This window comes from Brevundimonas sediminis, assembly GCF_048799765.1.
Taxonomy (GTDB): Bacteria; Pseudomonadota; Alphaproteobacteria; order Caulobacterales; family Caulobacteraceae; genus Brevundimonas.
The window spans coordinates 15,225-37,869 of the sequence record NZ_JBLYQK010000012.1 but is presented as its reverse complement, the minus strand read 5'-3'; the positions used below and the strand labels follow the sequence as shown (position 1 = coordinate 37,869).

The following is a 22,645-nucleotide window of genomic DNA, read 5'->3' as shown; positions in this document are numbered from 1 at the left end:
GGACCGGATACGGAAAGGGCCCCGGAGCGATCCGGGGCCCTTTCTGTTTCAGGGGATCAGCAACGTCGAGCCCGTCGTCTTCCGCCCGGCCAAAGCCTCATGCGCCTGACGCACTTCCGCCAGCGGGAAGGTCTGGCCGATCTCGACCTTCACGGCGCCGGAGCGGATGACGGCGAACAGGGCGGCGGCGCTGGCGTCGAGCTCTTCCACCGTGGCGACGTAGTCGAACAGGGTGGGGCGGGTGACGTAGAGGGAGCCGCCGCGCGAGAGGCGCAGCGGATCGAACGGCGGCACCGGGCCGGACGCATTGCCGAACAGGACCAGGGTTCCGCGCCGTTTCAGACTGGCCAGCGAGGATTCGAAGGTCGACTGGCCGACGGAGTCATAGGCGACGGCCACGCCCCGGCCTTCGGTGATCTCCCTCACACGCGCGGCCACGTCCTCGCGGTCATAGAGGATGGCGTGGTCGCTGCCGTGGGCCCTGGCGAGCTCGGCCTTGCCCTCGGACCCAACCGTGCCGATGACGGTGGCGCCCAGCGACTTCGCCCATTGGCCGAGGATCAGGCCGACCCCGCCGGCGGCGGCGTGGAGCAGGATCTCATCACCCTGTTTCACGTGAAACGCGCGGTTGATCAGGAACTCGGCGGTCATTCCCTTGAGCATGACAGCGGCCGCGACCTCCAAGCTGATGTCGTCCGGCACGGCGACCGCGGCCGTCTCGGGCATCAGGTGGAACTGGCTGTAGGCGCCGACCGGGGCAGTGGCGGTGGCGACGCGGTCGCCGACCTTGAAGCGGGTCACGCCTTCGCCGACCGCCTCGACAACGCCTGCCGACTCTTTTCCGAGACCGGAGGGGAGGGGCAGGGGGTAGAGGCCGGTCCGCTGGTAGATGTCGATGAAGTTCAGCCCGACCGCGACGTTGCGGATGAGGATTTCACCCGGCCCGGGGGAGGGGACGGGGACCTCGACCAGCTCCAGAACCTCGGCCCCGCCATGATGATCGAAACGGACGGCGGACTGGGTCGAGGGGAAGGACATGCTCGGGTTCCTTTGGCAGGCCGGATTGGTCTAGGACTGTCCCTGACAGATTGGAGCGATCCCATGAAAATCAACGTCGAGATCGACTGCACCCCCGCAGAGGCGCGCGCCTTCCTGGGCCTGCCGGACGTGACCCCGCTGAACGACGCCATGGTCGCCGAGATGCAGAAGCGGATGGCGGCCAATGTCGCCGCCATGCAACCCGAGGAGCTGATGAAGACCTGGACCAGCTTCGGCCTTCAGGCCCAGGACCAGTTCCGCCGCCTGATGGAAGGGGCGGTGGGCGCCGCCAAGTGACCGACACCATCTTCGCCCTCGCCACCCCGCCCGGCCGGGGGGCGATCGCCATTGTGCGGCTGAGCGGTCCGGGCACGGACGCGGCCCTGGCCGGCCTGGGCGCCGGCGGACTGAAGGCGCGGATGGCCTCGCTGCGAACCCTGACCCATGAGGGGCGGGCGGTCGATCAGGCGCTGGTGCTGCGCTTCCCGGGACCGAATTCCTACACCGGCGAGGACTGCGCCGAACTGCATCTGCACGGTGGACGGGCGGTGGTCGAGGCGGCGTCGAGGGCGCTGGTTGGTCTCGGCCTGCGTCCCGCCGATCCGGGCGAGTTCACGCGTCGGGCGTTCGAGAATGGACGCATGGACCTGGCCCAGGCCGAGGCCGTCGCTGACCTGATCGACGCCGAGACGACGGCGCAGGCGGCGCAGGCCCTCGGGCAGTTGGACGGAGCCCTGGGCGCCGCCTATGCCGGCTTCCGCCGTGATCTGCTCAAGGCCCTGGCCCTGGTCGAGGCCGAGATCGATTTCCCCGACGAGGAGGTGCCGGACAATCTGGCCCGCACGGCCGGGCCGGTTCTGGACGGATTGATCGCCGACCTGAAGGGCGCGCTGGCGGACGCCGGGCGCGGCGAGCGGGTGCGCGAGGGCTATCGCATCGTCCTGATCGGCGAGACCAATGCGGGCAAGTCGTCGTTGTTCAATGCGCTGGTCGCGCGCGAGGCGGCGATCGTCACCCCCATCGCGGGGACGACGCGCGACGTGCTGGACGCCGATCTCGTCATCGGTGGATACGCGGTGACCCTGTCCGACACGGCGGGCCTGCGCGACAGCGACGATCCGGTCGAGGCCGAAGGCGTGCGCCGGGCGCGGGTCCGGGCCGAGCAGGCCGAACTGCGTCTCTGGGTCCGGGCGCCCGGTGATGTGGACGGGGTGGCGGCGGCGTATGCGCGACCGGGCGATCTGGTCGTTCTGACCAAGGCCGATCTCGGCGCGGCGTCCGTGGATGACCGCGAAGCCCTGATCGTCAGCACCACGACGGGGGAGGGGATGGCGGCGCTGCACGACTGGATCGCCGCCCGCCTCGCCCGAGATCTGTCCGGCGCCGACTTCCCGGCGGTCACCCGCGAACGCCACCGCCGTCGTCTGGAGGAGGCGCTGGCGTCGGTCGAGGCCGGGCGGCGCGCGCTTGATCTGGCGCCGGAAATGGCGGGCGACGACCTCCGTCGCGCGGCGGAGGCGCTGGCCCGGGTCACGGGATCGATCGGCGTCGAGGATATTCTGGGCGAGGTCTTCTCGACGTTCTGCATCGGGAAGTGAGCTGACCTGACCCCTCCACCATGCTCCGCCCGAGGGCTTCGCATGGTCCCCCTCCCCAGCTTCGCTGGAGAGGTGATGGCTCGCACTCACCTCTCCATGTAGTGGGGAGGTGGCTCGACGACGAAGCCGGAGAGACGGAGGGGTTGTTTCACGTGAAACACCGCCACGGCGCCGGTGGAAAAACCGGTCCGTTTCGACTATGTCCCGGCGATGAAATCCTTTGATGTCATCGTCATTGGCGGCGGGCACGCCGGGTGCGAGGCCGCGGCCGCGTCGGCGCGGACCGGCGCGCGCACCCTGCTGCTGACCCAGAAGCTCGAGACTGTGGGCGAGATGTCCTGCAACCCGGCCATCGGTGGTCTGGGCAAGGGCCACCTCGTGCGGGAGATCGACGCCCTGGATGGCGTCATGGGACGCCTGGGCGATGTGTCCGGCATCCAGTTCCGCCTGCTGAACCGCTCGAAGGGGGCGGCGGTGCAGGGCCCGCGCAGTCAGATCGACCGCCGGCTGTATCGCGAGGCGATGCAGGCCGAACTGGCGCAGACCCCGAACCTTGAGCTGATGGCCGGTACGGCGGAAAGTCTGATCCGCGACGGCGACCGGGTGACCGGCGTGGTCACCGAGAGTGGCGTGGCCCTGTCGGCCGGCGCGGTCGTGCTGACGACCGGCACCTTCCTGAACGGCGTCATTCACAAGGGCGACGAACGCACGCCCGCCGGCCGGCACGGCGAGGCGCCGTCGACCGGTCTGGCCGCCGACCTCTACGGCGCCGGTCTGCAGATGGGACGGCTGAAGACCGGCACCCCGGCGCGGCTGGACGGGCGCACCATCGCCTGGGACCGACTGGAGCACCAGGCGGCGGATGAGCAGCCCGTGCCGTTCAGCTTCCTCACCGATCGGATCGAGGTGCCCCAGATCACCTGCGGCGTGACCCACACCACGGAAGAAACGCATCGGATCATTGCTGAAAACCTGGGGGAGAGCGCCGTCTATGGCGGTCACCTGTCGGGGCGCGGCCCCCGTTACTGCCCGTCCATCGAGGACAAGGTGGTGCGGTTCGCCGACAAGACCTCGCACCAGATCTTCCTCGAGCCGGAGGGACTCGACGATCCGACGGTCTACCCGAACGGCATTTCGACTTCTGTGTCCGACGCGACCCAGCTGGCCTTCCTGCGGACCATTCCGGGTCTGGAAGAGGTCGAGGTGTTCCGCTTCGGCTACGCCATCGAATACGACTATGTCGATCCGCGCGAACTGACCCCGGCGCTGGAAGTGAAGAAGCGCCCGGGCCTCTATCTGGCCGGCCAGATCAACGGCACGACCGGCTACGAGGAGGCGGGGGCGCAAGGCCTGATGGCCGGGCTGAACGCCGCGCGCGCCGCGGCCGGACAGCCGCCGATCATCTTCGGCCGCGACCAGGCCTATATCGGAGTGATGATCGACGATCTGGTCACCAAGGGTGTGACCGAGCCCTACCGGATGTTCACCAGCCGGGCCGAGTATCGGCTGACCCTGCGGGCCGATAACGCCGACCAGCGCCTGACGCCGCTGGGCATCGCAGCGGGCGTTGTCGGGGCGCGCAGGGCCGCAGCTTTCGCCAGCAAGGCCGCCGAGCTGGCGGCGGCGACCGCTGTTTCACGTGAAACCCTGTTCACGCCCAAGGAAGCGGGTGCGCTCGGCATCCGGGTGAACGCCGACGGCCAGCGGCGGTCGATCCGGGACCTTCTGTCCTTCCCGGACGTGACGCTGGACACCTTCCTGCCGGTTCGCCCCGGGATCGCCGACTGGTCTCCGCAGGTCCGCGAGCAGATCACCATCGATGCGGGCTATGCCGGTTATCTGGACCGCCAGGCCGCCGACGCCGAAGCCCTGCGTCGGGAGGAGGCCCTGGCCCTGCCGGTGGACCTCGACTACGCCGCCATCGGCAGCCTGTCGAACGAGGTCAAGGAGAAGCTGATCCGCGTCCAGCCCCGAACCCTCGGGCAGGCGGGTCGGATCGAGGGCATGACGCCGGGCGCCCTGACGGCCCTGTTGTCGCATGTGAAGAAGGCGAAGGCTGACGCGTGAGTACCTATGATGCGGCCGCCTTCCAGGCGGAGTTCAACGCCACGCCGGCGCAGATGGGCGATCTGGAGCGGTTCGTCGTCCGGCTGACCGAGGCCAATGCGGTGATGAATCTGATCGGGCCGGATACGCTTCCGGACGTCTGGGGGCGACATTTCCGGGACTCGGCCCAACTGCTGGACATGGCGCCGGGGGCGAAGACCTGGGCGGATCTCGGAGCGGGGGCGGGTTTCCCGGGCGTCGTGCTGGCCATCATGTTGAAGACCGATCCCAGGTCGCATGTCTGGTTGATCGACAGTCTCGGCAAGCGGTGCCGCTTCCTGCAGGAGGTGGTGGATGCGCTGTCGCTGCGGGCGACAGTCATCAATGGCCGCGCGGAGGAGAACGCTGTGACGGTGAACGTCGTCACGGCGCGCGCGGTGGCGCCGATGGAGAAACTCCTCGGCTATGCACAGCCTTATCTACAACGTGGCGCACAGGGGCTGTTCCTGAAGGGGGAAAAGGCCGAGCTCGAGGTGGCAGAGGCCCGCCGGGTCTGGCATTTTGACTCCGACCTCTTCGTCTCGCGCAGTGATCCGCGCGGCCGTATCGTATCCGTCCGGAGCCTCCGCCGTGCGCGCTGAGAAAAAGACCCGCGTCCTCGCCGTTTCCAATCAGAAGGGCGGGGTGGGCAAGACGACCACGGCCATCAACCTGGGCACCGCCCTCGCCGCGATCGGCGAAAAGGTTCTGATCGTCGACATGGACCCGCAGGGCAATGCCTCCACCGGCCTGGGTGTTCCACGTGAAACACGCCGGGTGACCATCTATGACGTCGTTGTGGACGGGCGTTCGGTTGATGACGCCGCCGTTCAGACCACGGTCCCGGGCCTGCACATCATTCCGGCCGACGCCGACATGTCGGGCGTGGAGATCGAGCTGGGCCATGCAGACCGCCGCTCGTTCCGCCTGCGGGACGCGCTGGCGGCGCAAGGCCGTGACGGTCAGACCCGGTATGACTATGTCCTGATCGATTGTCCGCCCTCGCTGAACCTTCTGACCCTGAACGCCATGGCGGCCGCCGACGCGGTTCTGGTTCCGCTTCAGTGCGAGTTCTTCGCGCTGGAGGGGCTGACCCAGCTGATGAAGACCGTCGAGATGGTGCGCCAGAGCCTGAACCCGGCGCTGGAGATTCAGGGTCTCGTCCTGACGATGTACGATCGCCGCAGCGCCCTGTCGGGGCAGGTGGCCAATGACGTGCGCAACCACTTCGGCGACAAGGTCTATGACAGTGTCATTCCGCGAAACGTGCGGGTGGCCGAGGCGCCGTCGTTCGGCAAGCCGGCGCTGATCTACGATCTGAAGTGCGCGGGAAGCCAGGCCTATCTGAAGCTTGCGCGTGAGGTGGTGGCGCGTGAGCGCAAGCGCCTGAAGCAGGCGGCCTGAGAAAATTAGAAGAACGGAATCAGTATTTTGAGCGAACGTCAGCGCGGCCTCGGCCGGGGATTGTCGGCCCTTCTCGGGGAGCAGGCCACCGAGGTCGTGGCGGTGGACGGTTCGCCGCCGCCCGCGGGCGTGCGGATCGTGCCGATCGAAAGCCTGAAGCCGAACCCGGACCAGCCCCGCAAGATCTTCACCCCGGAAATCCTCGAGGAGCTGTCGACCTCGATCCGGGACAAGGGCGTGCTGCAGCCGATCCTCGTGCGGTCGCAACCCGGTGAGGACGGGGTCTGGCAGATCATCGCCGGCGAACGTCGCTGGCGCGCCTCGCAGATGGCCCGCCTGACCGAGGTGCCGGTCGTCGTTCGTGAGATGGACGACGTCGAGGTCTTCGAGGTCGCGATCATCGAGAACGTCCAGCGCGCGGATCTGAACCCGCTGGAAGAGGCGGACGCCTATCGCCAGCTGATGAACCGCTTCGGCCGGACCCAGGACGCGGTCGCGGGCATCGTCGGCAAGAGCCGCAGTCATGTCGCCAACACCCTGCGCCTGCTGCAGCTGCCTGAAGAGGTGCTGGACTATGTGCGCGACGGCCGGCTGAGCGCCGGCCATGCCCGGGCCCTGATCAACACCGTCAACGCGGGGGATCTGGCCGACCAGATCGTGCGCGAGGGGCTGAATGTGCGTCAGGCCGAGGCCCTGGCCCGTCGTTCGGCGGAAGGGCCGAAGCCGGTCAGGCCGGGCGCGGCTCGCGCCGACGGCGAGGGCTCGGCCGACGTGGCCGCGCTGGAGCAGGATCTGGCCGACGCCCTCGGCCTGAAGGTTCAGCTGTCGGACAAGGGCGGCAAGGGTGAAATCACCATCCGCTACGGCACGCTGGAGCAGCTGGATGATCTCTGCCGCCGGCTCATGCGCGGCTGACGGCGGCGTGGCAGGGCCGGCGGACGAGGTTATTGATCTCTACAACCGCCGGGCCGCCGACTGGGATGCGGATCGGAGCCGCTCCCTGTTTGAGAGGCCTTGGCTGGACCGGTTTCTGATCCATGTCCCGCCTCAGGGACAGGTTCTGGACCTCGGCTGCGGCTCAGGCGAACCGGTTGCGCGCTATCTGATCGAACAGGGCCGGACGATAACGGGCGTGGATGCGGCGCCGGGCCTTGTCGACCTGTGCATCCAACGCTTTCCCGGGCACGACTGGATCATCGCGGACATGCGCGGGCTGGATCTGGGGCGGTCGTTTGACGGCCTGATCGCCTGGCACAGTGTCTTCCACCTCGATCCGGAAGCCCAGCGCGGGATGTTCGACGTTTATGCGCGGCATCTGAAGCCCGGCGGAGTCCTGATGTTCACCAGCGGTACGGAGGAGGGGGCTGTGATCGGTGAATGGCGCGGAGAGCCGCTCTATCATGGCAGTCTGTCGGTCTCGGCCTATCGCGCGGGGCTTAAGGCCGTCGGCTTCGAGGTTCTGGCCCAGGTCGAGAATGATCCGGACTGCGGCGGCGCCAATGTCTGGCTTGCCCTGCGCACCGGTGGCAGGATGGGCGAATGACCGAAAAGCCGAGCAATCCGACCGCTGAAGCGATGAAGAAGGCCCTCGCCGCCAAGAAGGCCGGCGCCGGGAAACCAGCCGCCAGCGGAGGTTTCAAGCCCGCCCAGCACGCCGAGAAGGTCAGCGCCCACCAGAGCGCCTCAGCCAACAAGCCGGCGTTCCGGAAGGCCTCGAAGCGGGGGTGACCGCACCCCTCCACGCCGTGGGGAGGTGGCTCGACGGCGTAGCCGGAGAGATGGAGGGGGCTACAGCCCCAGCCGCCGGGCCCGCGCGGCGATTTCAAGCAGCAGGCGTTCGGCGATGAGCTGGTCGGGAGAGCCGGTCGTTTTGGTGGCGACGTCGGCGGTGTTGACGCTGTCCAGAACCCTGTCGAGGTCCTCCAGACGCCAGTTGCGGGCCTGGCGCAGCATCTCCGCCTCCTGTTTCCAGAACACGCCGGCGGCCTTGGCGGCCTCCTTGGCGTTGGCGCCGTTCGCCTGGAGAATATTGATCCGCCTGAGTTTTCCGAGGTGGATCGACGCTTGTCTCACGGCCATGACGGGGCTCTCGCCCTCGGCGAAGGCGCGGCGGAGACCGGCCTGGGCCGGGCCGGGCCGACCGCCGAACGCCTGGATCGCGGCGTCCTGAAGCGAGGCGTCCGGCTCCACGCCCAGATGCTGTTCCAGTTCAGGGGTGTCGATGGTGCGGCCGCTGCCGGGACCGATGTAGAGGATCAGGCGTTCGATTTCCTGTCGCATCAGGCCGCGCTCGCGGGGCAGGCGGGACACGAAGCGATCGAGGGCGTCCTGGGTCAGGCCGACCTTGTCTCCGGCCAGGGCTTCCCGGGTCATCCGCGCCACATCACCGGTCTCATCCTCGTAGCAGGCGATGCCGACGGCGGCCTTGTCGGCCTCGGCGGCCTTGCGCAGGGCGGAGTCGCGACCCAGTGCACCCGCCTCGATGACCAGCATGCAGTCGGGGTTGAAGTCGCCGGCGGCGTGGCCTTTCAGCGCGGCGGCCAGCATCTTGTCGATGGAGGCCTTCTCGTTCGACAGGCGGACGCGGACCAGCCTCCGCCCGCCGATCATGCTGAGCGCGGTCAGGGCCTCGTCCAGCTTCGTCTCGTCGCCGTCGATGTCGCTGTCCGTGAGGACGGTGACGTTGAACGGATCGTTCAGGTCGGGCGTGATCGCCTTGCACAGGATTTCGGCCCGTTCGGCGACGCCGGACCGGTCCTTGCCGTGGATGACGGCGGCCCGGACCCCCTTGTCCGGGGCCTTCAGGAAGCGATCGACCTCGGGCCGCTTGGCGAGGATCACGGGTTGGACAGGACGCGAAGCAGGTCCAGCCGGATCAGGCGCGCCAGCTCGGCGGCCGCGCGCTCCTCGCCGTCCTGCTGGGCGGCGATGGCGGCATAGGGCTGGTCCGCCGCCGCATAGGTGGTGGTCACGGTCTCGACGCCGGTGACCGGATCACCGCCGGTCGAGGGGGTCAGGGTCCAGCTGCCGCGCACCGTCAGCTCATAACGGGTCGCGGTGTCATCGATCCGGCGGCCCAGGGGGCGGCGCGACTGTTCGATGGTCGTCTCGAGGCGCCACAGGGGCGGCCGGGAGCCGTCGCGGCCCAGCGCATCCTCAAGCTGCTCCCGCACGCGGTAGCCCAGACGGTCGTCCTGGGTGGTCACGGCGATACGCGACAGGGACCCGCCCGCGCCGGCGTCGCCGTACAGGGGCGTAAAGCCGCAACCCGACAGCAGGACCGACAGTCCCAGCGATGCGACAAGCGCGACGGCGGGGGCCCTCATCAGGCCACCACCACGTTGACGATGCGATCCTTGACCACGACGATCTTTCTCACGGTCAGACCCTCCAGACGCGCCTGCACATCCGGATCGGCCAGGACGATGGTCTCGACCTCCGCCGGCTCCAGCCCCCGGGCGACGCGGATTTCGCCGCGGCGCTTGCCGTTGACCTGGATGGGCAGGACGACCTCGTCATCAGCCGCCAGCGCCGGATCGTATTCCGGCCAGGGCGCGTCCAGGATCATCCCCTCTTCGCCCAGTCGCGTCCAGCCTTCCTCGGCCAGGTGCGGGGTGAAGGGCGCGACCAGTCGCAGCAGGGCCGACAGGGCCTGACGCCGGGCGTCGCCGCCCGCCTTCGGGTGATCGCGCACGGTGGCGACGAAGGCGTAGAGCTTGGCGATGGCCGAGTTGAAGCGGAAGCCGCTGATGCCTTCCGACACCGCCTTGATGGCCTTGTGAGTCTCGCGCAGCAGGGCGGCGTTCGCGTCAGCCTCGCCGGGGAAGGCGGGGTCGTAGCCGTCCACCTCGGCCCAGACGCGCTGGACGAAGCGGCTGGCGCCCTCGACGCCGCCGGGCGTCCACTGCACGTCCCGTTCCGGCGGGCTGTCGGACAGGACGAACAGACGACCGGCGTCGACGCCGTAGGTGTCGACGATCTCCTGCGGCGCGACCACGTTCTTCTTGGACTTCGACATCTTCTCGATGTCGCCGATGGTCAGGGCCGAACCGGTGGACAGGCGGGTGGCGACCCGCTTTCCGTCCACGGTCTCGAGCCGCACGTCGGTCGGCTCGACCCAGACCGGACGACCGACCTCGTCAACGCCGTCCGAATAGGTCTCGTGGACCACCATGCCCTGGGTGAAGAGGCCGGCGAAGGGCTCCTTGACGGTCATCAGGCCCGCATCCGACAGGGCGCGGCTGATGAAGCGGGCGTACAGCAGGTGAAGGACCGCATGCTCGACCCCGCCGATGTACTGATCCACCGGCAGCCACTTGTCCGCGGCCGCTTTCGAAATCGGCTCGGCCGCGGTCGGATCGGTGAAGCGGGCGAAATACCAGCTGGAGTCGACGAAGGTGTCGAGGGTGTCGGTTTCGCGGGTCGCATCACCGTGACACGACGGGCATTTGACGTGCTTCCACGTCGGGTGATGGTCCAGCGGATTGCCGGGCCGGTCGAAGGACACGTCCTTCGGAAGCTCCACCGGCAGGTCGGCGGCCGGAACGGCGCCGCACGACGGACAGTGGATCACGGGAATGGGACAACCCCAGTAGCGCTGCCGGCTGATGCCCCAGTCGCGGAGGCGATAGATGGTCGCGCCCTTGCCCTGTCCGGCCGCCTCCAGGCGGGTAATGGCCTCGGCCTTGGCGCTCTCCACGTCCAGTCCGTCCAGGAAGGCCGAGTGGAAGATGGCTCCCGGGCCGGTGTAGGCCTCGTCCACGACGCTGAAATCGTCACCGGCGTCTTCAGGTCTCACGACCGGGATGATCGGCAGGGCGTATTTGGTGGCGAACTCGAAGTCGCGCTGGTCGTGGGCCGGGCAGCCGAAGATGGCGCCCGAGCCATAGGTCGACAGGACGAAATTGGCGGCCCAGACCGGCACGGTGCGGTCGGGGTCGAACGGGTGCTGCACACGGATGCCCAGATCGACGCCCAGCTTCTCGGCCTTCTCGATGTCGGCCTCGCTGGTGCCCGAGCGGGCGCAGGTCTCGATGAAGGCCTGAACGTCCGGGCGATGCGCGGCGAGAGCCTTGGTCAGGGGGTGGTCCGCCGACAGGGCCAGGAAGCTGGCGCCGAACAGGGTGTCGGGGCGGGTGGTGTAGACCTCGATCGGATCGCGGGCGGGGTTGGGCTCTCCCTCCGGCGACGACGGCAGGACGTCGGGGGCCTCGACGATGTTCCACCACAGGGTCGCGCCGCGGCTCTTGCCGATCCAGTTCTCCTGCATCAGGCGAACCTTCTCGGGCCAGCGACCCTCCAGTTCCTTCAGGCCTTCGATCAGATCATCGGCGTAGTCCGTGATGCGCAGGAACCACTGGTTCAGCTTGCGCTTCTCGACCAGGGCGCCCGAGCGCCAGCCGCGACCGTCGACGACCTGCTCATTGGCCAGCACGGTGTTGTCGACCGGATCCCAATTGACCACCGAGTCCTTGCGATAGACCAGGCCGCGCTTGAACAGCTCGAGGAACCAGGCCTGCTGCTTGCCGTAATAGGCCGGGTCGCAGGTGGCGAATTCGCGGCTCCAGTCGAGCGACAGGCCCAGCAGCTTCAGCTGGTCGCGCATGTTGGCGATGTTCGACCAGGTCCAGTCGCCGGGGTGGATGCCGCGTTCGATGGCGGCGTTCTCGGCCGGCAGACCGAAGGCGTCCCAACCCATCGGATGCAGGACATCGAAGCCCTGCGCCCGCTTGGAGCGGGCCACCACGTCGCCCATCACATAGTTGCGCGCATGGCCCATGTGGATGTTCCCCGACGGGTAGGGGAACATCTCCAGCACATAGTATTTCGGCTTCCCGGTCCCTTCCGTCGGCGTGCGGAAAGCATCGGCGGCCGCCCAGCGGGCCTGCTGGCGGGGTTCTGCGGTCTTGGGCTCGTAGCGGGCCACGGTCATCCTTGAGGCTGCTCCTGAAGGACGCGGCCTAGAGGAGGCGGTGGTCGTCTGGAGTGAAGATTAGCCGGCGTTCTGGAGGTTGAGCTGGCGCGCCTTCGTCAGGATGGCGTTTTCCAGGTCGGTTTCCGTCTGGGCGGCCACCGGCGCGGCGACCCATTGGCCCTCGGCGTTGCGGACTTCCTTGGTGACGGTGACGTTCAGGGCGTCCGCGCGCAGGCGGGTGTCCAGAATGAAGACGGTCGCCTTGAAGCGCTCGTTCGGCGTCTGCGGGTCGGTGTACCAGTCATAATTGATCACCCCGCCCCACGGATCCGCATTCGCCAGCGGCATGAAGGCGAAGGTGTCGAGGGTGGCGCGCCACAGATAGGCGTTCACACCGATGCCCGTCTGGGTGGCGGTAGCCTGGTCGGCCGAGCCCGAACGCAGTCCCGGCACCGAGCTGCACGCGCCCAGGGCAAGGCCTGAAGCGATCAGGGCGATCGTCGCGCCACGAACCAGCATCATAGAGAGTTCTCCATTCGAACGGGACGCATGCCGGACCCTTTCCAGCAAGCGCGCCGGACCGCCCGAACGCGGGTCGGCACCGAAGCGAGGCTCTATAACACGGCGAAAAGGGGCGATGACAAGGCGAAGACGTTTCAGGCGGCGCCGGATCTTGTTGAACCGGCGGCGCAACCGGGGCCTTCGCGCGCGGCGGGTGTAAAAGGACGTGACGCGCACGCCACAGGAGTCCGTCAGAGTTCGCGGGAACAAGCCTCGACCGGCGCCGTTCCGTTGACCGGGCTGGCCGGCAGGCGCTAACTGCCGGAAACAGATCATGGCGGGATGCCCGCTGTGACGGGAAGGGCAGGACATGCGCAAGAGCGCCGTCATCGCTGGACTGGTCGCGGGCCTCGGTCTCGTCGCCATGGCCGACGCCGCCGCGGCCCAGGCGGCGCCCTCGCGGTCGCGTGCGCCGACGGTCTCCCTGGCGGACGCCAACGCCGCGCGCGCCGCCGGCGCCTCCACCGGTCAGAGCCGCCTTCGCTTCACCGAGCGGGGCCGCTGGGGTCTGGACCTGAACCTCAACCAGCCTGTCGGCCGCGAGGATAACCTCGGCGACGTCGAGGCCGGGGCCTACTACCGCGTCAACCCGCGTCTCCGCGTGGGCGCCGCCGCGGGTCTTGCGGAACAGGATCGCGATCCGGGCCGCGCGCCCCAGACCGAGCGTCCGACCGCCCGTTTCCGTCTGGAATCGATCTTCCGCTTCTGATCAGTCCGAGAAGGCCGTGCGGATCGAACCGACGCCGGCGATCCCGTATGCGCCTGAACCGGTGAGGGCCGAGGCGTTCGACGCGTCGATGCCGCCGAGGGCGTAGACCGGACAGCTTGCGCCGCGGACGATGGCCGCCAGTCCTTCGACGCCCAGGGGCGGGCTGGCGGACGACGCGCCGCCGGCCGGGAAGACCGGGGACGCCACCAAGGCGTCCAGACCATCGAAATCGGGACAGTCGGCGTGGCCGTGGAACGCCGCGGTCAGGGTCCAGTCCGGTCTTCGGGCGGCAAGGACGGTGGCGCGGGCGGCCATCACCTCGGGCAGATGCACGCCGTCCGCCTCCACGGCGTCCGCCAGGGCCGCATCCCGCCCGATCAGCAGCAGAACGTCGCGCTTTCGTGTCGCCTCGCGCAGGCGACGCGCGGTTTCCAGGGCGTCCGGCGCGCCGAAATGTCGGTAGACGACGCCGGATCCCGCCGGCAGCCGCCCGGCGATCCGCCAGGGTTCCGGGGTGCGCTCCGGGTCAGTGAAGAACAGAAGGGGCGGCAGGTTGGGGCGCGATCGCCCGGCCGTCCGGCTGACTTTCGTCGCCTCCCGGGCTAGACAGCCGGCGATCCGCCACAAGGTATCCGCGTCCGACCGGTTCATGACCTTCTCTTCTTCCGATCCTGTCATCACGTCCAGCTTCGAGACGGTCCGTCGCAAGATCGCCCGCGCCTGCCGGATCGCCGGGCGCGCTCCGGAGACGGTGACCCTGGTGGCGGTGACCAAGACCCAGCCCGATGCGGCGCTGGAGGCCGCCCTCGCCGCCGGCCAGAGGGTGTTCGGCGAGAACCGGGTTCAGGAAGCCCAGGCGCACTGGACGTCGCGTCGCACCGTGGCAGGGCTTGAGTTGCGCCTGATCGGGCCCCTGCAAACCAACAAGGTCGCCGACGCCGTGGCCCTGTTCGACGTCATCGAGACGGTGGACCGGGTGAAACTGGTCCAGGCGCTGGCCCTGGAGGCCGCGAAGACCGGCCGCAACCCGCGGGTCCTGGTCCAGGTGAACACCGGCGCGGAACCGCAGAAGGCCGGGGTCCTGCCGGAGGACGCGGACGCCCTGATCGCCTCCGCGCGCGCCGCCGGCCTCAGGGTCGAGGGATTGATGTGCATTCCGCCCGCCGACGAGGCGCCGGGGCTCCACTTCGCCCTTCTGCGAAAGATCGCCCGCCGGAACGGCCTGGGCGGACTCTCCATGGGCATGAGCGGGGACTATGAGGTCGCCATCCGCTTCGGGGCCACCCATGTGAGGGTCGGTTCGGCGCTGTTCGGCGAGCGCCAGGTTCGCGAAACCACCGCTCCGGAGTGAAAATCGACACGCAACGGACCGGCGCCCTTGGCGTTTGGACCGGCTCTGTCCATTGTTAAGCCCATGCCGACGCCCAAGACGATCCTCATCATCGACGACGACGACGACCTGCGCGAAGCGCTGGCGGAGCAACTGGCCCTGCACGAGGCCTTCCGCCCGGTCCAGGCGTCGACCGCCACGGAAGGCGTGAAGATGGGGCGGGAAGTCCGCGCCGACCTGATCCTGCTCGACGTCGACCTGCCCGACATGGACGGGCGCGAGGCCTGCCGCCTGCTGCGCAAGGACGGCGTCTCGACCCCGATCATCATGCTGACCGCCCAGTCGTCCGATTCCGACACGGTTCTCGGCCTGGAAGCCGGCGCGAATGATTATGTGACCAAGCCGTTCCGGTTCGCCGTTCTGCTGGCGCGGATCCGGGCTCATCTGCGCAGTCACGAACAGTCCGAGGACGCGGTCTTCCGGATCGGGCCCTACGAGTTCCGTCCGGCGTCCAAGGTCCTGGTCGACGACCAGGGCCGGAAGGTCCGTCTGACGGAGAAGGAAACCAACATCCTGAAGTATCTCTATCGCGCCGGGGCCAAGGCCGTGTCGCGCGAGGAGTTGCTGACCGAGGTCTGGGGTTACAACGCCGGCGTCACCACCCACACGCTGGAAACCCACATCTACCGCCTGCGCCAGAAGATCGAGCCCGAGCCCGGCCAGGCCCGGCTGCTGCTGACCGACGCCGGCGGATACCGACTGCAGCCCTGAGTAATCAATTCAGCCGGCGCGCCATTCCGTCAGGACGTTTCCGTTCGCCTCGGTGAAGGCGACGCGGTCCAGCCGGATGGCCACAATGCAGACCGGCCGCTGGTCCGGGCTGGAGGCGCGGCACCGCACGGCCCGGCCACCGGGGAAGGCGGCGATCCGTCCCTCCAGCAGTGTCCGGTATCCGCCGACCGGCGCCGCAGGCGGTCGATCGTCCTCGCCCCGGATCGTGAAGGTGTAGGCCCGGCCGTTGCGGCGTCCGGCGCGGGAATCGGTCGTCTCCGAAATCGCCGCCAGGCCGACGGTCTGCGGCGAGGGGGCGGGCGAACCGCTTTGCAGGGCGTCGGTGCGGATCGACGGACAGGCGTCGGTCGTCAGCCACGGCCGCGGCAGCCAGACGCCCTCGACGGATTCCCAGTCGCCATCGCCGGCGCCGGCGATCAGGGCGGTGTTGAGCCAGCCGCCGGGCGTCAGACTGAGCTGGATCGTCTTCTGGTCCGGTCCCCACGACCAGGCCGCCAATCCGTCCTCCACGCCCGCCGCGGAGGCGGGGCCGGTGCAGCCGAAGGGGGTGCGGATCGCGAAATTCCGTCCAACGAGGGGGTCGGCTCCCTCGCCGGCCTGACCCGCGGCATAGGCGGACGCCGCGCGGGACACGGCGGTCAACAGGTCGGCCCGGGACAGGGGCGCGGTCGGCTGGAGCGGTGTCGGCGCGGGAGCGGGCGCAGCAGTCTCGGGCGCGGGCTCAACCGGCGCCGGTTCATCCCGGTCGCAGTTGGCGAGCAGCGGGGTGATCGCGGCCAGGGCGACAGGGATCAGAACGCGGCGAAAAGGTCTCTTCCGGCCAGACATGAAGTCAGCCTAGCACAATCGACCGGGCTGTCCCGGCGCACCGAATAAATTTGACGGCGCGGGTCGCCGGGGCTCTCAAGGGGCATGAGTTTCGATCAGATCGCCGCCCTGGTAGTCCTGATCGCCGTGGTGGCGGTCATGATCCACGGCAAGTTGCGGTCGGACGTGACGGCGCTGACCGGCGCCGCGGCCCTGCTGCTTCTGGGCGTGATCCGGCCCGTGGAAGTCCAGGGCGCCTTCGCCAGTCCCGCGGTCATCGCCCTGGCCGGCCTGTTCGTCATCGCCTACGCCATCGAACTGTCCGGCCTGCTGGGATTGATGATCCGCAAGGCGACCGCCCTCTGCGCCCGGATGGGCGAGGCGGGGCTCTGGTTGATGATCACCCTGTGCGGCGGGGCGTCGGCCTTCCTGAACAACACCCCGATCGTGGTTCTGGCCGCGCCGGTCGTGAAGGAGGTCGCGGCCGGCATGGCCCTGTCGCCGAAGCGGTTCCTGATCCCGCTCAGCTATGTGACCATCATGGGCGGCGCCTGCACCCTGATCGGCACCTCGACCAACCTGCTGGTCAACGACATGGCGCGGAACGCAGGCCAGCCGGTCTTCGGCCTGTTCGAGATCACCCCGGTGGCCCTGGTCATCGCCCTGTTCGGCGGCGCCTATCTGTATTTTGTCGGCGGGCGGCTTCTCGGCTCCGCGGACAGCGAGACCGGCCTGCGTCGTTCGCAGGAGCAGACCGGAGACGGCCTGCTGGGCGATGCGGATCTGTTCGCCGCCGCCGACCGGCCGTTCGATGTCCGGCGGGCGATCCTGTCCCTGACGGTTTTCGTCGCGGTCATCGTCGCCGCGGGTCTGGGGATCGCGCCTATCGCTGCCGCCGCCTTCGCCGGGGCGGTGATCCTGATCCTGCTGCGCGTGGTCAGCGCCGAGGAGGCCTACGCCGGCCTCCGGCCAGAGGTGCTTCTGCTGATCGCCGGCATGGTGGTGGTGGGCCTGTCGATCGAGGTGACCGGCCTGGCGGGCGCCGGGGCGGAGCTGTTGATCGATGCGATCCGGCCCCTCGGCCCCCTGGGCGCGCTCATCATCCTGTACGGGGTCACCCTGTTCGCCACCGAACTGCTGTCCAACGCCGCCGTCGCGGTGTTGATCACCCCGATCGCCGCCGCCCTCGCCGCCAGTCTCGGCGTCGATCCGCGCCCCTTCCTGGTGGGGGTCATGATGGCGGCCAGCGCGGCCTTCGCGACCCCGTTCGGCTATCAGACCAATGTGCTCGCCTTCCAGCTGGGCGGGTACAGCTACATGGATTTCGTCCGGATCGGGGTGCCGCTGAACCTGGTCACCTGGGTGGCGGCCATGATCGCCATTCCGGTCTTCTTCCCCTTCTAGACGTCCAGATCCATCGTCACCGGGGCGTGGTCGCTCGGTTGCTCCCAGGCCCGGACGTCGTCGTGGATGCGGGCCGAACCGGCCCGAACCGAGGGGGTCAGGCCGGGCGAGGTCCACAGGTGGTCCAGGCGCAGACCCCGGTTGGATTTTCGGAAGTCGGCGGCGCGGTAGCTCCACCAGCTGGCCAGCTTGGTCGGTTCGGGGATCTGGGCGCGCAGGACGTCGGTGAAATCGCCGGCGTCCTGAAGGCGCTTCAGGGTCTCGACCTCGATCGGGGTGTGGCTGACCACCTTCGACATATAGCGGTGGTTCCAGACGTCGTTTTCACCCGGGGCGATGTTGAAGTCCCCGGCCAGAACCAGCGGCGCCGCGCGGTCACGGGCCGCCATGTCGGCGGTCAGGCGCTCGTAGAAGTCCAGCTTGTGGTCGAATTTCGGGTTCAGCGTCCGGTCGGGAAGGTCGCCGCCGGCGGGGATGTAGAAATTCTGGATCTCGACCCCCTCGACCTTCACCCCGACGCAGCGGGCATGGCCCTCCCGACAGACGTCCAGCTTTGGCGCCTCGGTGATCGGCTTGCGGCTGGCGATGGCCACGCCGTGCCAGCCCTTCTGGCCGCCGATCTTCAGGTGCGGCAGGCCCATGGCCTCGAAGGCGGCCCGGGGAAACTGGTCCTCCAGGCATTTGATTTCCTGCAGGCAGAGGACGTCGGGCGCCTGTTCGGCGACGAAGCGGGCGACCTGGTCCACCCGCAGGCGGACCGAGTTGATGTTCCAGGTGGCGATACGAAGCATGATCCGGTCCTAGCCTGAACCGGCGGGGCGTCGCTAGCGCGCGGCCTCGGCGATCCAGCCCTGGATCAGGCGGTCGGCCTGCCGGGCCGCGCCGAGGTCCTCGACGCTCCGGGCGTTGGGGCAGCCGTCGCCCAGGGTCAGGCTGGAGGTCGATCCACCCCGTGTCCAGGACACGGTGGTCTGGCTGCTCCACGGCTCACCGCGGGTTTCGCAGGGCTCCGGGAGGCGATCGAGAGGCGCGAGCAGGGCGATGACCTGGGCGAAACGGTCAGCGCCGAGTTCAAGCGTCCCCTCGACGCCGCGGCCCATCGGATCGACCGAACGGTGGACCAGGTGTCCTGTCGATCCGATCGTCCAGAAGACGAGAAAATCGCGCCGGGGCGTGGATTGCTCATATCGGACGGCGTCCGGCGCCGGCTGACCCGCCAGCGCGGGTTCGGGCGAGGCGGACAGCGAAAGGGTCAGGGCGGCCAACAGGCTGATCATTCCGACAGAATGCTGTTCCGCGAAGTCGTTGTCGAGCGCGCTAAAAAAGCGCCCGGTCGGGGGGACCGGGCGCTGGAAGGTTCGTCTCTCTCTCGCCGCCGGGAAGGGGATGAAATCCGTAGCGGTTCAGATCGACTCCCATCGATCTGTGACCAAAAGGCCACGCACGATGGAAAATGTCAAGGCGAAAGATATGAGGCCGGAAATGTGCCTGAACGGCAACGCTTCCCGTGCGGAGCGAAATCCCTAGTTCCGGCCCGGGCGCCGGGTCGGGTCCCGCAGCTGGAACAGGCTGGCGGACAGGTTGGAGGCCGGCTGCAGGGTGGTCAGACGCGTCGTGGTGCGACCGCCCTGGGCGTCGATGATGGTCCACTCCTGCAGACGCAGCGGCGCGCCGCCGAAGGACAGGATGATCTGACCGTCGTTCGGACGACGGGAATCCCGCGCCGTGATGGTGAAGGCGCCGTTCTGCATCCGGGTGACGCGGTCGATGCGGACCCCCTGATCCAGGCGGACATTGCGGGACAGGAAGGCCGAAAGCGGGGTCTGGCCCAGCGGCACCTGCTGGAAATTGTTCAGTCGCGGGTCCCAGCGCTTCACATTGTAGCCGTCCGAGACGACCAGCAGGCCCTGCGGGTTTGTGTATTCGAAGCGCATCTTGCCCGGACGCTGCAGATAAAAGCGGCCCGAACGGCGCGCCGGACCGGCGGTCTCCGTGAACGTGCCCTGGGCGGAGGTCAGGCTCTGGAGATAGGTCTGGGCGCGGCGCAGGGTGGCCTGGTCCTCGGCGGACAGGTTCGACTGGGCATGGGCCGGCAGGGCGGCGACGGCAGCGAAGGCGGCGGTTCCGAGCGCAAAAGCCCTGCGCGAAAGGTCGGGGCGTGAGACGGTCATTGGCAAGCTTCTCCCGTTCGGGATGGTTGTCGATCAGGCCGTCTTGCCGGAGCGGTCGGGCAGGGGTTTGACCCAAGCCTGACCATATTCCGGCGCTGCGATGAAGCCCTGTTCATCCCGGTTCGGTTCCCGCTTCGGCGTGTTTTTTCAACGCTTCGGGGGACGAGGGACGGTCAGGGCCCCGATCTCGGGTCCGGACGGCAGACAGCGGCCTGACTAACGGCCCGCCCCCGGGCGTGTTCCTTGTGGGTCCCCGCCGGGGCGGACGGTGGGTCAGACCATCGGCGGCGGACCGGCCAGCACCTCGCGCTTGCCGGCGTGGTTGGCGGGGCTGACCACGCCCTCCTGCTCCATTCGCTCGATCAGGGAGGCGGCGCGGTTGTAGCCGATCTGCAGGCGACGCTGGACGTAGCTGGTCGAGGCCTTGCGGTCGCGGGTGACCACGGCCACGGCGCGATCATACAGGTCGTCGCCCGAGGAGCCGTTGCCGCCCCCGTCATCGAACGGGCCGTCCCCGTCGCCGTCCGGATCGTCGGTGATCAGGTCGAGGTAGTCGGGCTCGGCCTGGGCCTTCAGGTGATTACAGACGGCCTCGACCTCCTTGTCGTCGACGAACGGGCCGTGCAGGCGGGTGATGCGGCCGCCGCCGGCCATGTAGAGCATGTCGCCCTGGCCCAGCAGCTGCTCGCCGCCCTGTTCGCCCAGGATGGTGCGGCTGTCGATCTTCGAGGTGACCTGGAAGCTGATCCGGGTCGGGAAATTGGCCTTGATGGTGCCGGTGATGACGTCCACCGACGGGCGCTGGGTGGCCATGATCAGGTGGATGCCGGCGGCGCGGGCCATCTGGGCCAGACGTTGGACGGCGCCTTCCACATCCTTGCCGGCGACCAGCATCAGGTCGGCCATCTCGTCCATGACCACGACCAGATAGGGCATGGGCTCGGGGCGAATCTTCTCGGATTCGTAGACCGGGCGGCCCTGCTCGTCGAAGCCGGTCTGGACGGTGCGCTCAAAATGCTCGCCCTTGGCCTGGGCCTCGCGGGCGCGGTCGTTGTAGCTGGCGATATTGCGCACGCCGAGCTTGGACATCCGGCGATAGCGGTCCTCCATCTCGCGCACCGTCCACTTCAGGGCGACGACGGCCTTCTTGGGATCGGTGACGACCGGGGCCAGCAGGTGCGGGATGCCGTCATAGACGCTGAGCTCCAGCATCTTCGGGTCGATCATGATGAAGCGGCACTGTTCCGGCGTCAGCTTGTACAGGATCGACAGGATCATGGCGTTGACCCCGACCGACTTGCCGGAGCCGGTGGTGCCCGCGATCAGCAGGTGGGGCATGCGGGCCAGGTCGGCGACATAGGGCTCGCCGCCGATGGTCTCGCCCAGCGCCAGCGGCAGCAGGTGCGAGGGCTTGTCGTACTCGGTCGAGGCCAGCAGATCGCGCAGATAGACGGTCTCGCGCTTGGCGTTCGGCAGTTCGATGCCGATCGCGTTGCGGCCCTGGACCACGCTGATGCGGCAGGCGCGGGCGGACATGGAGCGGGCGATGTCGTCGGCCAGGGCCACGACGCGGCCGTGCTTCACGCCGGGGGCGGGGACCAGCTCGTACAGGGTGACGACCGGGCCGGGACGGATCTGGTCGATCACCCCGCGCACGCCGAACTCCTGCAGCACGCCTTCCAGCATCTTGGCGTTCTGTTTCAGCGATTCCTCGTCGACCGAGGCGACGCGTTTGGCCGGTTTCGACAGCATGCCCAACGGCGGCAGCTCGAAGCCCTCGGCGCTTCCGGCGAAGTCGAAGGCGGTCTGGTTTTCGTCCACCTCGCGGCGCGAGGCCTTGGGCGATCTGGCGGCGGCCACCTTCGGCTCCGGCGCGGCGCGGGCCGGGGCCGGCTCGTCCCACGGCGGGGTGTCGTCTGTCTCCAGCGCCACGGGCGCATAGGTCGGTTCCGGCGCGGGCGCCGGCGTTGCGCGCGGCGCAGGGGCCGGCTCGAACTCCGGTTCCGGCTCGGGACGCGGGCGAGGCGCGCGTTTCGGGGCGGCTTCGGCCCGGGCGCGACCGGGGCGGGGCGAGGCCGCCATGCGACGGCTCCGGGCCCAGGCGAAGGCCTCTCCGAAATCGCCGGGACGCAGACCGACGGCGTAGCCGACGCCCCAAAGTCCGAGCGGCAGGAACAGCAGGGCGGCGATCAGGCCGCCCGCGCCGATGCGCAGCGCCTCGCAGGCCATCTTCACCAGGCCGGTGACGGCGTCGCCCCACAGGCCGCCCAGACCGGCCGCCAGCGGCCAGGCGGCCGGGTGGGCGAAGGCGGACAGGCCGGCGGACAGCGCCAGCACGCCGCCGGTCGCCGCCAGGGCCCGCAGGGGCGTGGGCTTCAGCCGCTGCTGGATGGCGTCGCCGATGGCGCCCGCCAGGCCGAAGGCGATCAGCAGCAGGACGGCGGGCCAGGCGGCGAGACCGAGCGACTGCATGAACAGATCGGCGAACAGGGCGCCGTTCGCGCCCAGCCAGTTGGTCGGCGCCGTCGAGGAGGCGGCGTTCAGGCTGGGATCGGCCGGATTCCAGGACAGCAGGGCGACCACCAGGAGCGTCGCCAGCAGGGCCTGCAGCACGCCGCGAAAGCGGACGACGAAGGGCGCGTCCCACAGGATGCGGGCGCTGACCCAGGCGCGTTGACCAAGGGCGAGGGCGGCGGACATGCGGGCGCGATCTCCGGGACGGCGGGACTCGACCCTGTTGTCGCGCGCAGAGGGTTAAGGGCCGTTTACCAGAGAGCGTGCGCCGAGGTGATTGGTGACTGGTGATTGGTGGTTTGATGCCGCAAACGCCTG

23 protein-coding genes are annotated in these 22,645 nt (G+C 68.9%); 12 read left to right on the top strand and 11 right to left on the bottom strand.

Features of this window, described 5'->3' with window-relative positions; genetic code table 11:
• Positions 1-48: 48 nt before the first annotated feature.
• Positions 49-1,038, bottom strand: coding sequence for a quinone oxidoreductase family protein (locus ACLQ7T_RS08885; protein WP_420479100.1), 990 nt, complete (start codon positions 1,036-1,038; stop codon positions 49-51).
• Positions 1,039-1,101: 63 nt separating this feature from the next.
• Here ACLQ7T_RS08885 and ACLQ7T_RS08880 point away from each other — a divergent pair, with 63 nt between their 5' ends.
• The 8 genes from ACLQ7T_RS08880 (at position 1,102) to ACLQ7T_RS08845 (ending at position 7,853) form a co-directional block, all read left to right on the top strand.
• Complete coding sequence (locus tag ACLQ7T_RS08880) at positions 1,102-1,335, top strand: DUF6489 family protein (RefSeq protein ID WP_420470117.1); 234 nt, start codon at positions 1,102-1,104, stop codon at positions 1,333-1,335.
• Positions 1,332-2,636 carry a tRNA uridine-5-carboxymethylaminomethyl(34) synthesis GTPase MnmE gene (gene mnmE, locus ACLQ7T_RS08875; RefSeq protein ID WP_420479099.1) on the top strand — a complete coding sequence of 435 codons (1,305 nt, stop codon included), beginning with the start codon at positions 1,332-1,334 and terminating at the stop codon, positions 2,634-2,636. The genes ACLQ7T_RS08880 and mnmE overlap by 4 nt, the downstream gene beginning before the upstream one ends.
• 210 nt (positions 2,637-2,846) lie before the next feature.
• Positions 2,847-4,703, top strand: coding sequence for a tRNA uridine-5-carboxymethylaminomethyl(34) synthesis enzyme MnmG (gene mnmG, locus ACLQ7T_RS08870; RefSeq protein ID WP_420479098.1), 1,857 nt, complete (start codon positions 2,847-2,849; stop codon positions 4,701-4,703).
• A gap of 53 nt (positions 4,704-4,756) precedes the next feature.
• Positions 4,757-5,323 (top strand): 16S rRNA (guanine(527)-N(7))-methyltransferase RsmG, encoded by a 567-nt coding sequence (rsmG, locus tag ACLQ7T_RS08865; protein WP_420479146.1) that lies wholly within the window; start codon positions 4,757-4,759, stop codon positions 5,321-5,323.
• The gene (locus tag ACLQ7T_RS08860) at positions 5,313-6,125 is read left to right on the top strand and encodes a ParA family protein (protein ID WP_420479097.1); all 813 of its coding nucleotides are present in this window, start codon (positions 5,313-5,315) and stop codon (positions 6,123-6,125) included. Before rsmG ends, ACLQ7T_RS08860 begins: the two co-directional genes overlap by 11 nt.
• A gap of 27 nt (positions 6,126-6,152) precedes the next feature.
• Positions 6,153-7,040 carry a ParB/RepB/Spo0J family partition protein gene (locus ACLQ7T_RS08855; protein WP_420479096.1) on the top strand — a complete coding sequence of 296 codons (888 nt, stop codon included), beginning with the start codon at positions 6,153-6,155 and terminating at the stop codon, positions 7,038-7,040.
• On the top strand, positions 7,009-7,668 hold the full coding sequence (locus tag ACLQ7T_RS08850; RefSeq protein WP_420479095.1) for a class I SAM-dependent DNA methyltransferase: 660 nt from the start codon (positions 7,009-7,011) through the stop codon (positions 7,666-7,668). The genes ACLQ7T_RS08855 and ACLQ7T_RS08850 overlap by 32 nt, the downstream gene beginning before the upstream one ends.
• Entirely contained in the window at positions 7,665-7,853 is a 189-nt protein-coding gene (locus ACLQ7T_RS08845) for a hypothetical protein (protein WP_420479094.1), read from the top strand. The genes ACLQ7T_RS08850 and ACLQ7T_RS08845 overlap by 4 nt, the downstream gene beginning before the upstream one ends.
• A 60-nt stretch (positions 7,854-7,913) precedes the next feature.
• Here ACLQ7T_RS08845 and holA read toward each other — a convergent pair whose 3' ends face one another.
• The 4 genes from holA to ACLQ7T_RS08825 form a co-directional block, all read right to left on the bottom strand.
• Positions 7,914-8,966 (bottom strand): DNA polymerase III subunit delta, encoded by a 1,053-nt coding sequence (gene holA / locus ACLQ7T_RS08840; protein WP_420479093.1) that lies wholly within the window; start codon positions 8,964-8,966, stop codon positions 7,914-7,916.
• The gene (lptE, locus tag ACLQ7T_RS08835) at positions 8,963-9,451 is read right to left on the bottom strand and encodes an LPS assembly lipoprotein LptE (RefSeq protein ID WP_420479092.1); all 489 of its coding nucleotides are present in this window, start codon (positions 9,449-9,451) and stop codon (positions 8,963-8,965) included. Before lptE ends, holA begins: the two co-directional genes overlap by 4 nt.
• Positions 9,451-12,051, bottom strand: a complete 2,601-nt coding sequence (leuS, locus tag ACLQ7T_RS08830; RefSeq protein ID WP_420479145.1) for a leucine--tRNA ligase — start codon at positions 12,049-12,051, stop codon at positions 9,451-9,453. Before leuS ends, lptE begins: the two co-directional genes overlap by 1 nt.
• A 66-nt stretch (positions 12,052-12,117) precedes the next feature.
• A complete protein-coding gene (locus ACLQ7T_RS08825; RefSeq protein ID WP_420479091.1) occupies positions 12,118-12,561 on the bottom strand; it encodes a DUF3576 domain-containing protein in 444 nt (147 codons plus the stop codon).
• A 349-nt stretch (positions 12,562-12,910) separates the two neighbouring features.
• Here ACLQ7T_RS08825 and ACLQ7T_RS08820 point away from each other — a divergent pair, with 349 nt between their 5' ends.
• Entirely contained in the window at positions 12,911-13,309 is a 399-nt protein-coding gene (locus tag ACLQ7T_RS08820; RefSeq protein ID WP_420479090.1) for an NtrZ family periplasmic regulatory protein, read from the top strand.
• Here the strand turns inward: ACLQ7T_RS08820 and ACLQ7T_RS08815 are convergent, their stop codons facing one another.
• Complete coding sequence (locus ACLQ7T_RS08815; RefSeq protein WP_420479089.1) at positions 13,310-13,960, bottom strand: thiamine phosphate synthase; 651 nt, start codon at positions 13,958-13,960, stop codon at positions 13,310-13,312.
• On the opposite strand from ACLQ7T_RS08815, the gene ACLQ7T_RS08810 reads away from it, so the two are divergent.
• Together ACLQ7T_RS08810 and ACLQ7T_RS08805 are read left to right on the top strand one after the other, a co-directional pair.
• Entirely contained in the window at positions 13,959-14,660 is a 702-nt protein-coding gene (locus ACLQ7T_RS08810) for a YggS family pyridoxal phosphate-dependent enzyme (RefSeq protein WP_420479088.1), read from the top strand. The two genes, ACLQ7T_RS08815 and ACLQ7T_RS08810, sit on opposite strands and share 2 nt — an antisense overlap.
• 63 nt (positions 14,661-14,723) lie before the next feature.
• On the top strand, positions 14,724-15,410 hold the full coding sequence (locus ACLQ7T_RS08805) for a response regulator transcription factor (RefSeq protein WP_420479087.1): 687 nt from the start codon (positions 14,724-14,726) through the stop codon (positions 15,408-15,410).
• Positions 15,411-15,419: 9 nt separating this feature from the next.
• On the opposite strand, the gene ACLQ7T_RS08800 is transcribed toward ACLQ7T_RS08805, so the two are convergent.
• A complete protein-coding gene (locus ACLQ7T_RS08800) occupies positions 15,420-16,259 on the bottom strand; it encodes a hypothetical protein (protein ID WP_420479086.1) in 840 nt (279 codons plus the stop codon).
• Between the two features lie 84 nt (positions 16,260-16,343).
• Here ACLQ7T_RS08800 and ACLQ7T_RS08795 point away from each other — a divergent pair, with 84 nt between their 5' ends.
• On the top strand, positions 16,344-17,642 hold the full coding sequence (locus ACLQ7T_RS08795; protein WP_420479085.1) for an SLC13 family permease: 1,299 nt from the start codon (positions 16,344-16,346) through the stop codon (positions 17,640-17,642).
• Here the strand turns inward: ACLQ7T_RS08795 and xth are convergent.
• The 4 genes from xth to ACLQ7T_RS08775 form a co-directional block, all read right to left on the bottom strand.
• Positions 17,639-18,433, bottom strand: a complete 795-nt coding sequence (xth, locus tag ACLQ7T_RS08790) for an exodeoxyribonuclease III (RefSeq protein ID WP_420479084.1) — start codon at positions 18,431-18,433, stop codon at positions 17,639-17,641. The genes ACLQ7T_RS08795 and xth overlap by 4 nt on opposite strands.
• Positions 18,434-18,466: 33 nt before the next feature.
• Entirely contained in the window at positions 18,467-18,919 is a 453-nt protein-coding gene (locus tag ACLQ7T_RS08785) for a hypothetical protein (RefSeq protein ID WP_420479083.1), read from the bottom strand.
• A 246-nt stretch (positions 18,920-19,165) separates the two neighbouring features.
• Entirely contained in the window at positions 19,166-19,813 is a 648-nt protein-coding gene (locus ACLQ7T_RS08780) for a LolA family protein (RefSeq protein WP_420479082.1), read from the bottom strand.
• A gap of 273 nt (positions 19,814-20,086) precedes the next feature.
• Positions 20,087-22,513: an FtsK/SpoIIIE family DNA translocase gene (locus tag ACLQ7T_RS08775; RefSeq protein WP_420479081.1), complete on the bottom strand. Its 2,427-nt coding sequence runs from the start codon at positions 22,511-22,513 to the stop codon at positions 20,087-20,089.
• Positions 22,514-22,645: the final 132 nt, after the last annotated feature.

Bases quoted from the DNA above. Each gene is read 5' to 3' on its own strand.
- ACLQ7T_RS08825 (WP_420479091.1), bottom strand. From the start codon at position 12,561: ATGATGCTGGTTCGTGGCGCGACGATCGCCCTGATCGCTTCAGGCCTT.
- ACLQ7T_RS08815 (WP_420479089.1), bottom strand. From the start codon at position 13,960: ATGAACCGGTCGGACGCGGATACCTTGTGGCGGATCGCCGGCTGTCTA.
- rsmG (WP_420479146.1), top strand. From the start codon at position 4,757: ATGGGCGATCTGGAGCGGTTCGTCGTCCGGCTGACCGAGGCCAATGCG.
- ACLQ7T_RS08850 (WP_420479095.1), top strand. From the start codon at position 7,009: ATGATCTCTGCCGCCGGCTCATGCGCGGCTGACGGCGGCGTGGCAGGG.
- ACLQ7T_RS08820 (WP_420479090.1), top strand. From the start codon at position 12,911: ATGCGCAAGAGCGCCGTCATCGCTGGACTGGTCGCGGGCCTCGGTCTC.
- lptE (WP_420479092.1), bottom strand. From the start codon at position 9,451: ATGAGGGCCCCCGCCGTCGCGCTTGTCGCATCGCTGGGACTGTCGGTC.
- ACLQ7T_RS08800 (WP_420479086.1), bottom strand. From the start codon at position 16,259: ATGTCTGGCCGGAAGAGACCTTTTCGCCGCGTTCTGATCCCTGTCGCC.
- ACLQ7T_RS08780 (WP_420479082.1), bottom strand. From the start codon at position 19,813: ATGACCGTCTCACGCCCCGACCTTTCGCGCAGGGCTTTTGCGCTCGGA.
- ACLQ7T_RS08805 (WP_420479087.1), top strand. From the start codon at position 14,724: ATGCCGACGCCCAAGACGATCCTCATCATCGACGACGACGACGACCTG.
- mnmG (WP_420479098.1), top strand. From the start codon at position 2,847: ATGAAATCCTTTGATGTCATCGTCATTGGCGGCGGGCACGCCGGGTGC.
- xth (WP_420479084.1), bottom strand. From the start codon at position 18,433: ATGCTTCGTATCGCCACCTGGAACATCAACTCGGTCCGCCTGCGGGTG.
- ACLQ7T_RS08810 (WP_420479088.1), top strand. From the start codon at position 13,959: ATGACCTTCTCTTCTTCCGATCCTGTCATCACGTCCAGCTTCGAGACG.
- ACLQ7T_RS08880 (WP_420470117.1), top strand. From the start codon at position 1,102: ATGAAAATCAACGTCGAGATCGACTGCACCCCCGCAGAGGCGCGCGCC.
- ACLQ7T_RS08775 (WP_420479081.1), bottom strand. From the start codon at position 22,513: ATGTCCGCCGCCCTCGCCCTTGGTCAACGCGCCTGGGTCAGCGCCCGC.
- ACLQ7T_RS08885 (WP_420479100.1), bottom strand. From the start codon at position 1,038: ATGTCCTTCCCCTCGACCCAGTCCGCCGTCCGTTTCGATCATCATGGC.
- ACLQ7T_RS08845 (WP_420479094.1), top strand. From the start codon at position 7,665: ATGACCGAAAAGCCGAGCAATCCGACCGCTGAAGCGATGAAGAAGGCC.
- ACLQ7T_RS08795 (WP_420479085.1), top strand. From the start codon at position 16,344: ATGAGTTTCGATCAGATCGCCGCCCTGGTAGTCCTGATCGCCGTGGTG.
- ACLQ7T_RS08785 (WP_420479083.1), bottom strand. From the start codon at position 18,919: ATGATCAGCCTGTTGGCCGCCCTGACCCTTTCGCTGTCCGCCTCGCCC.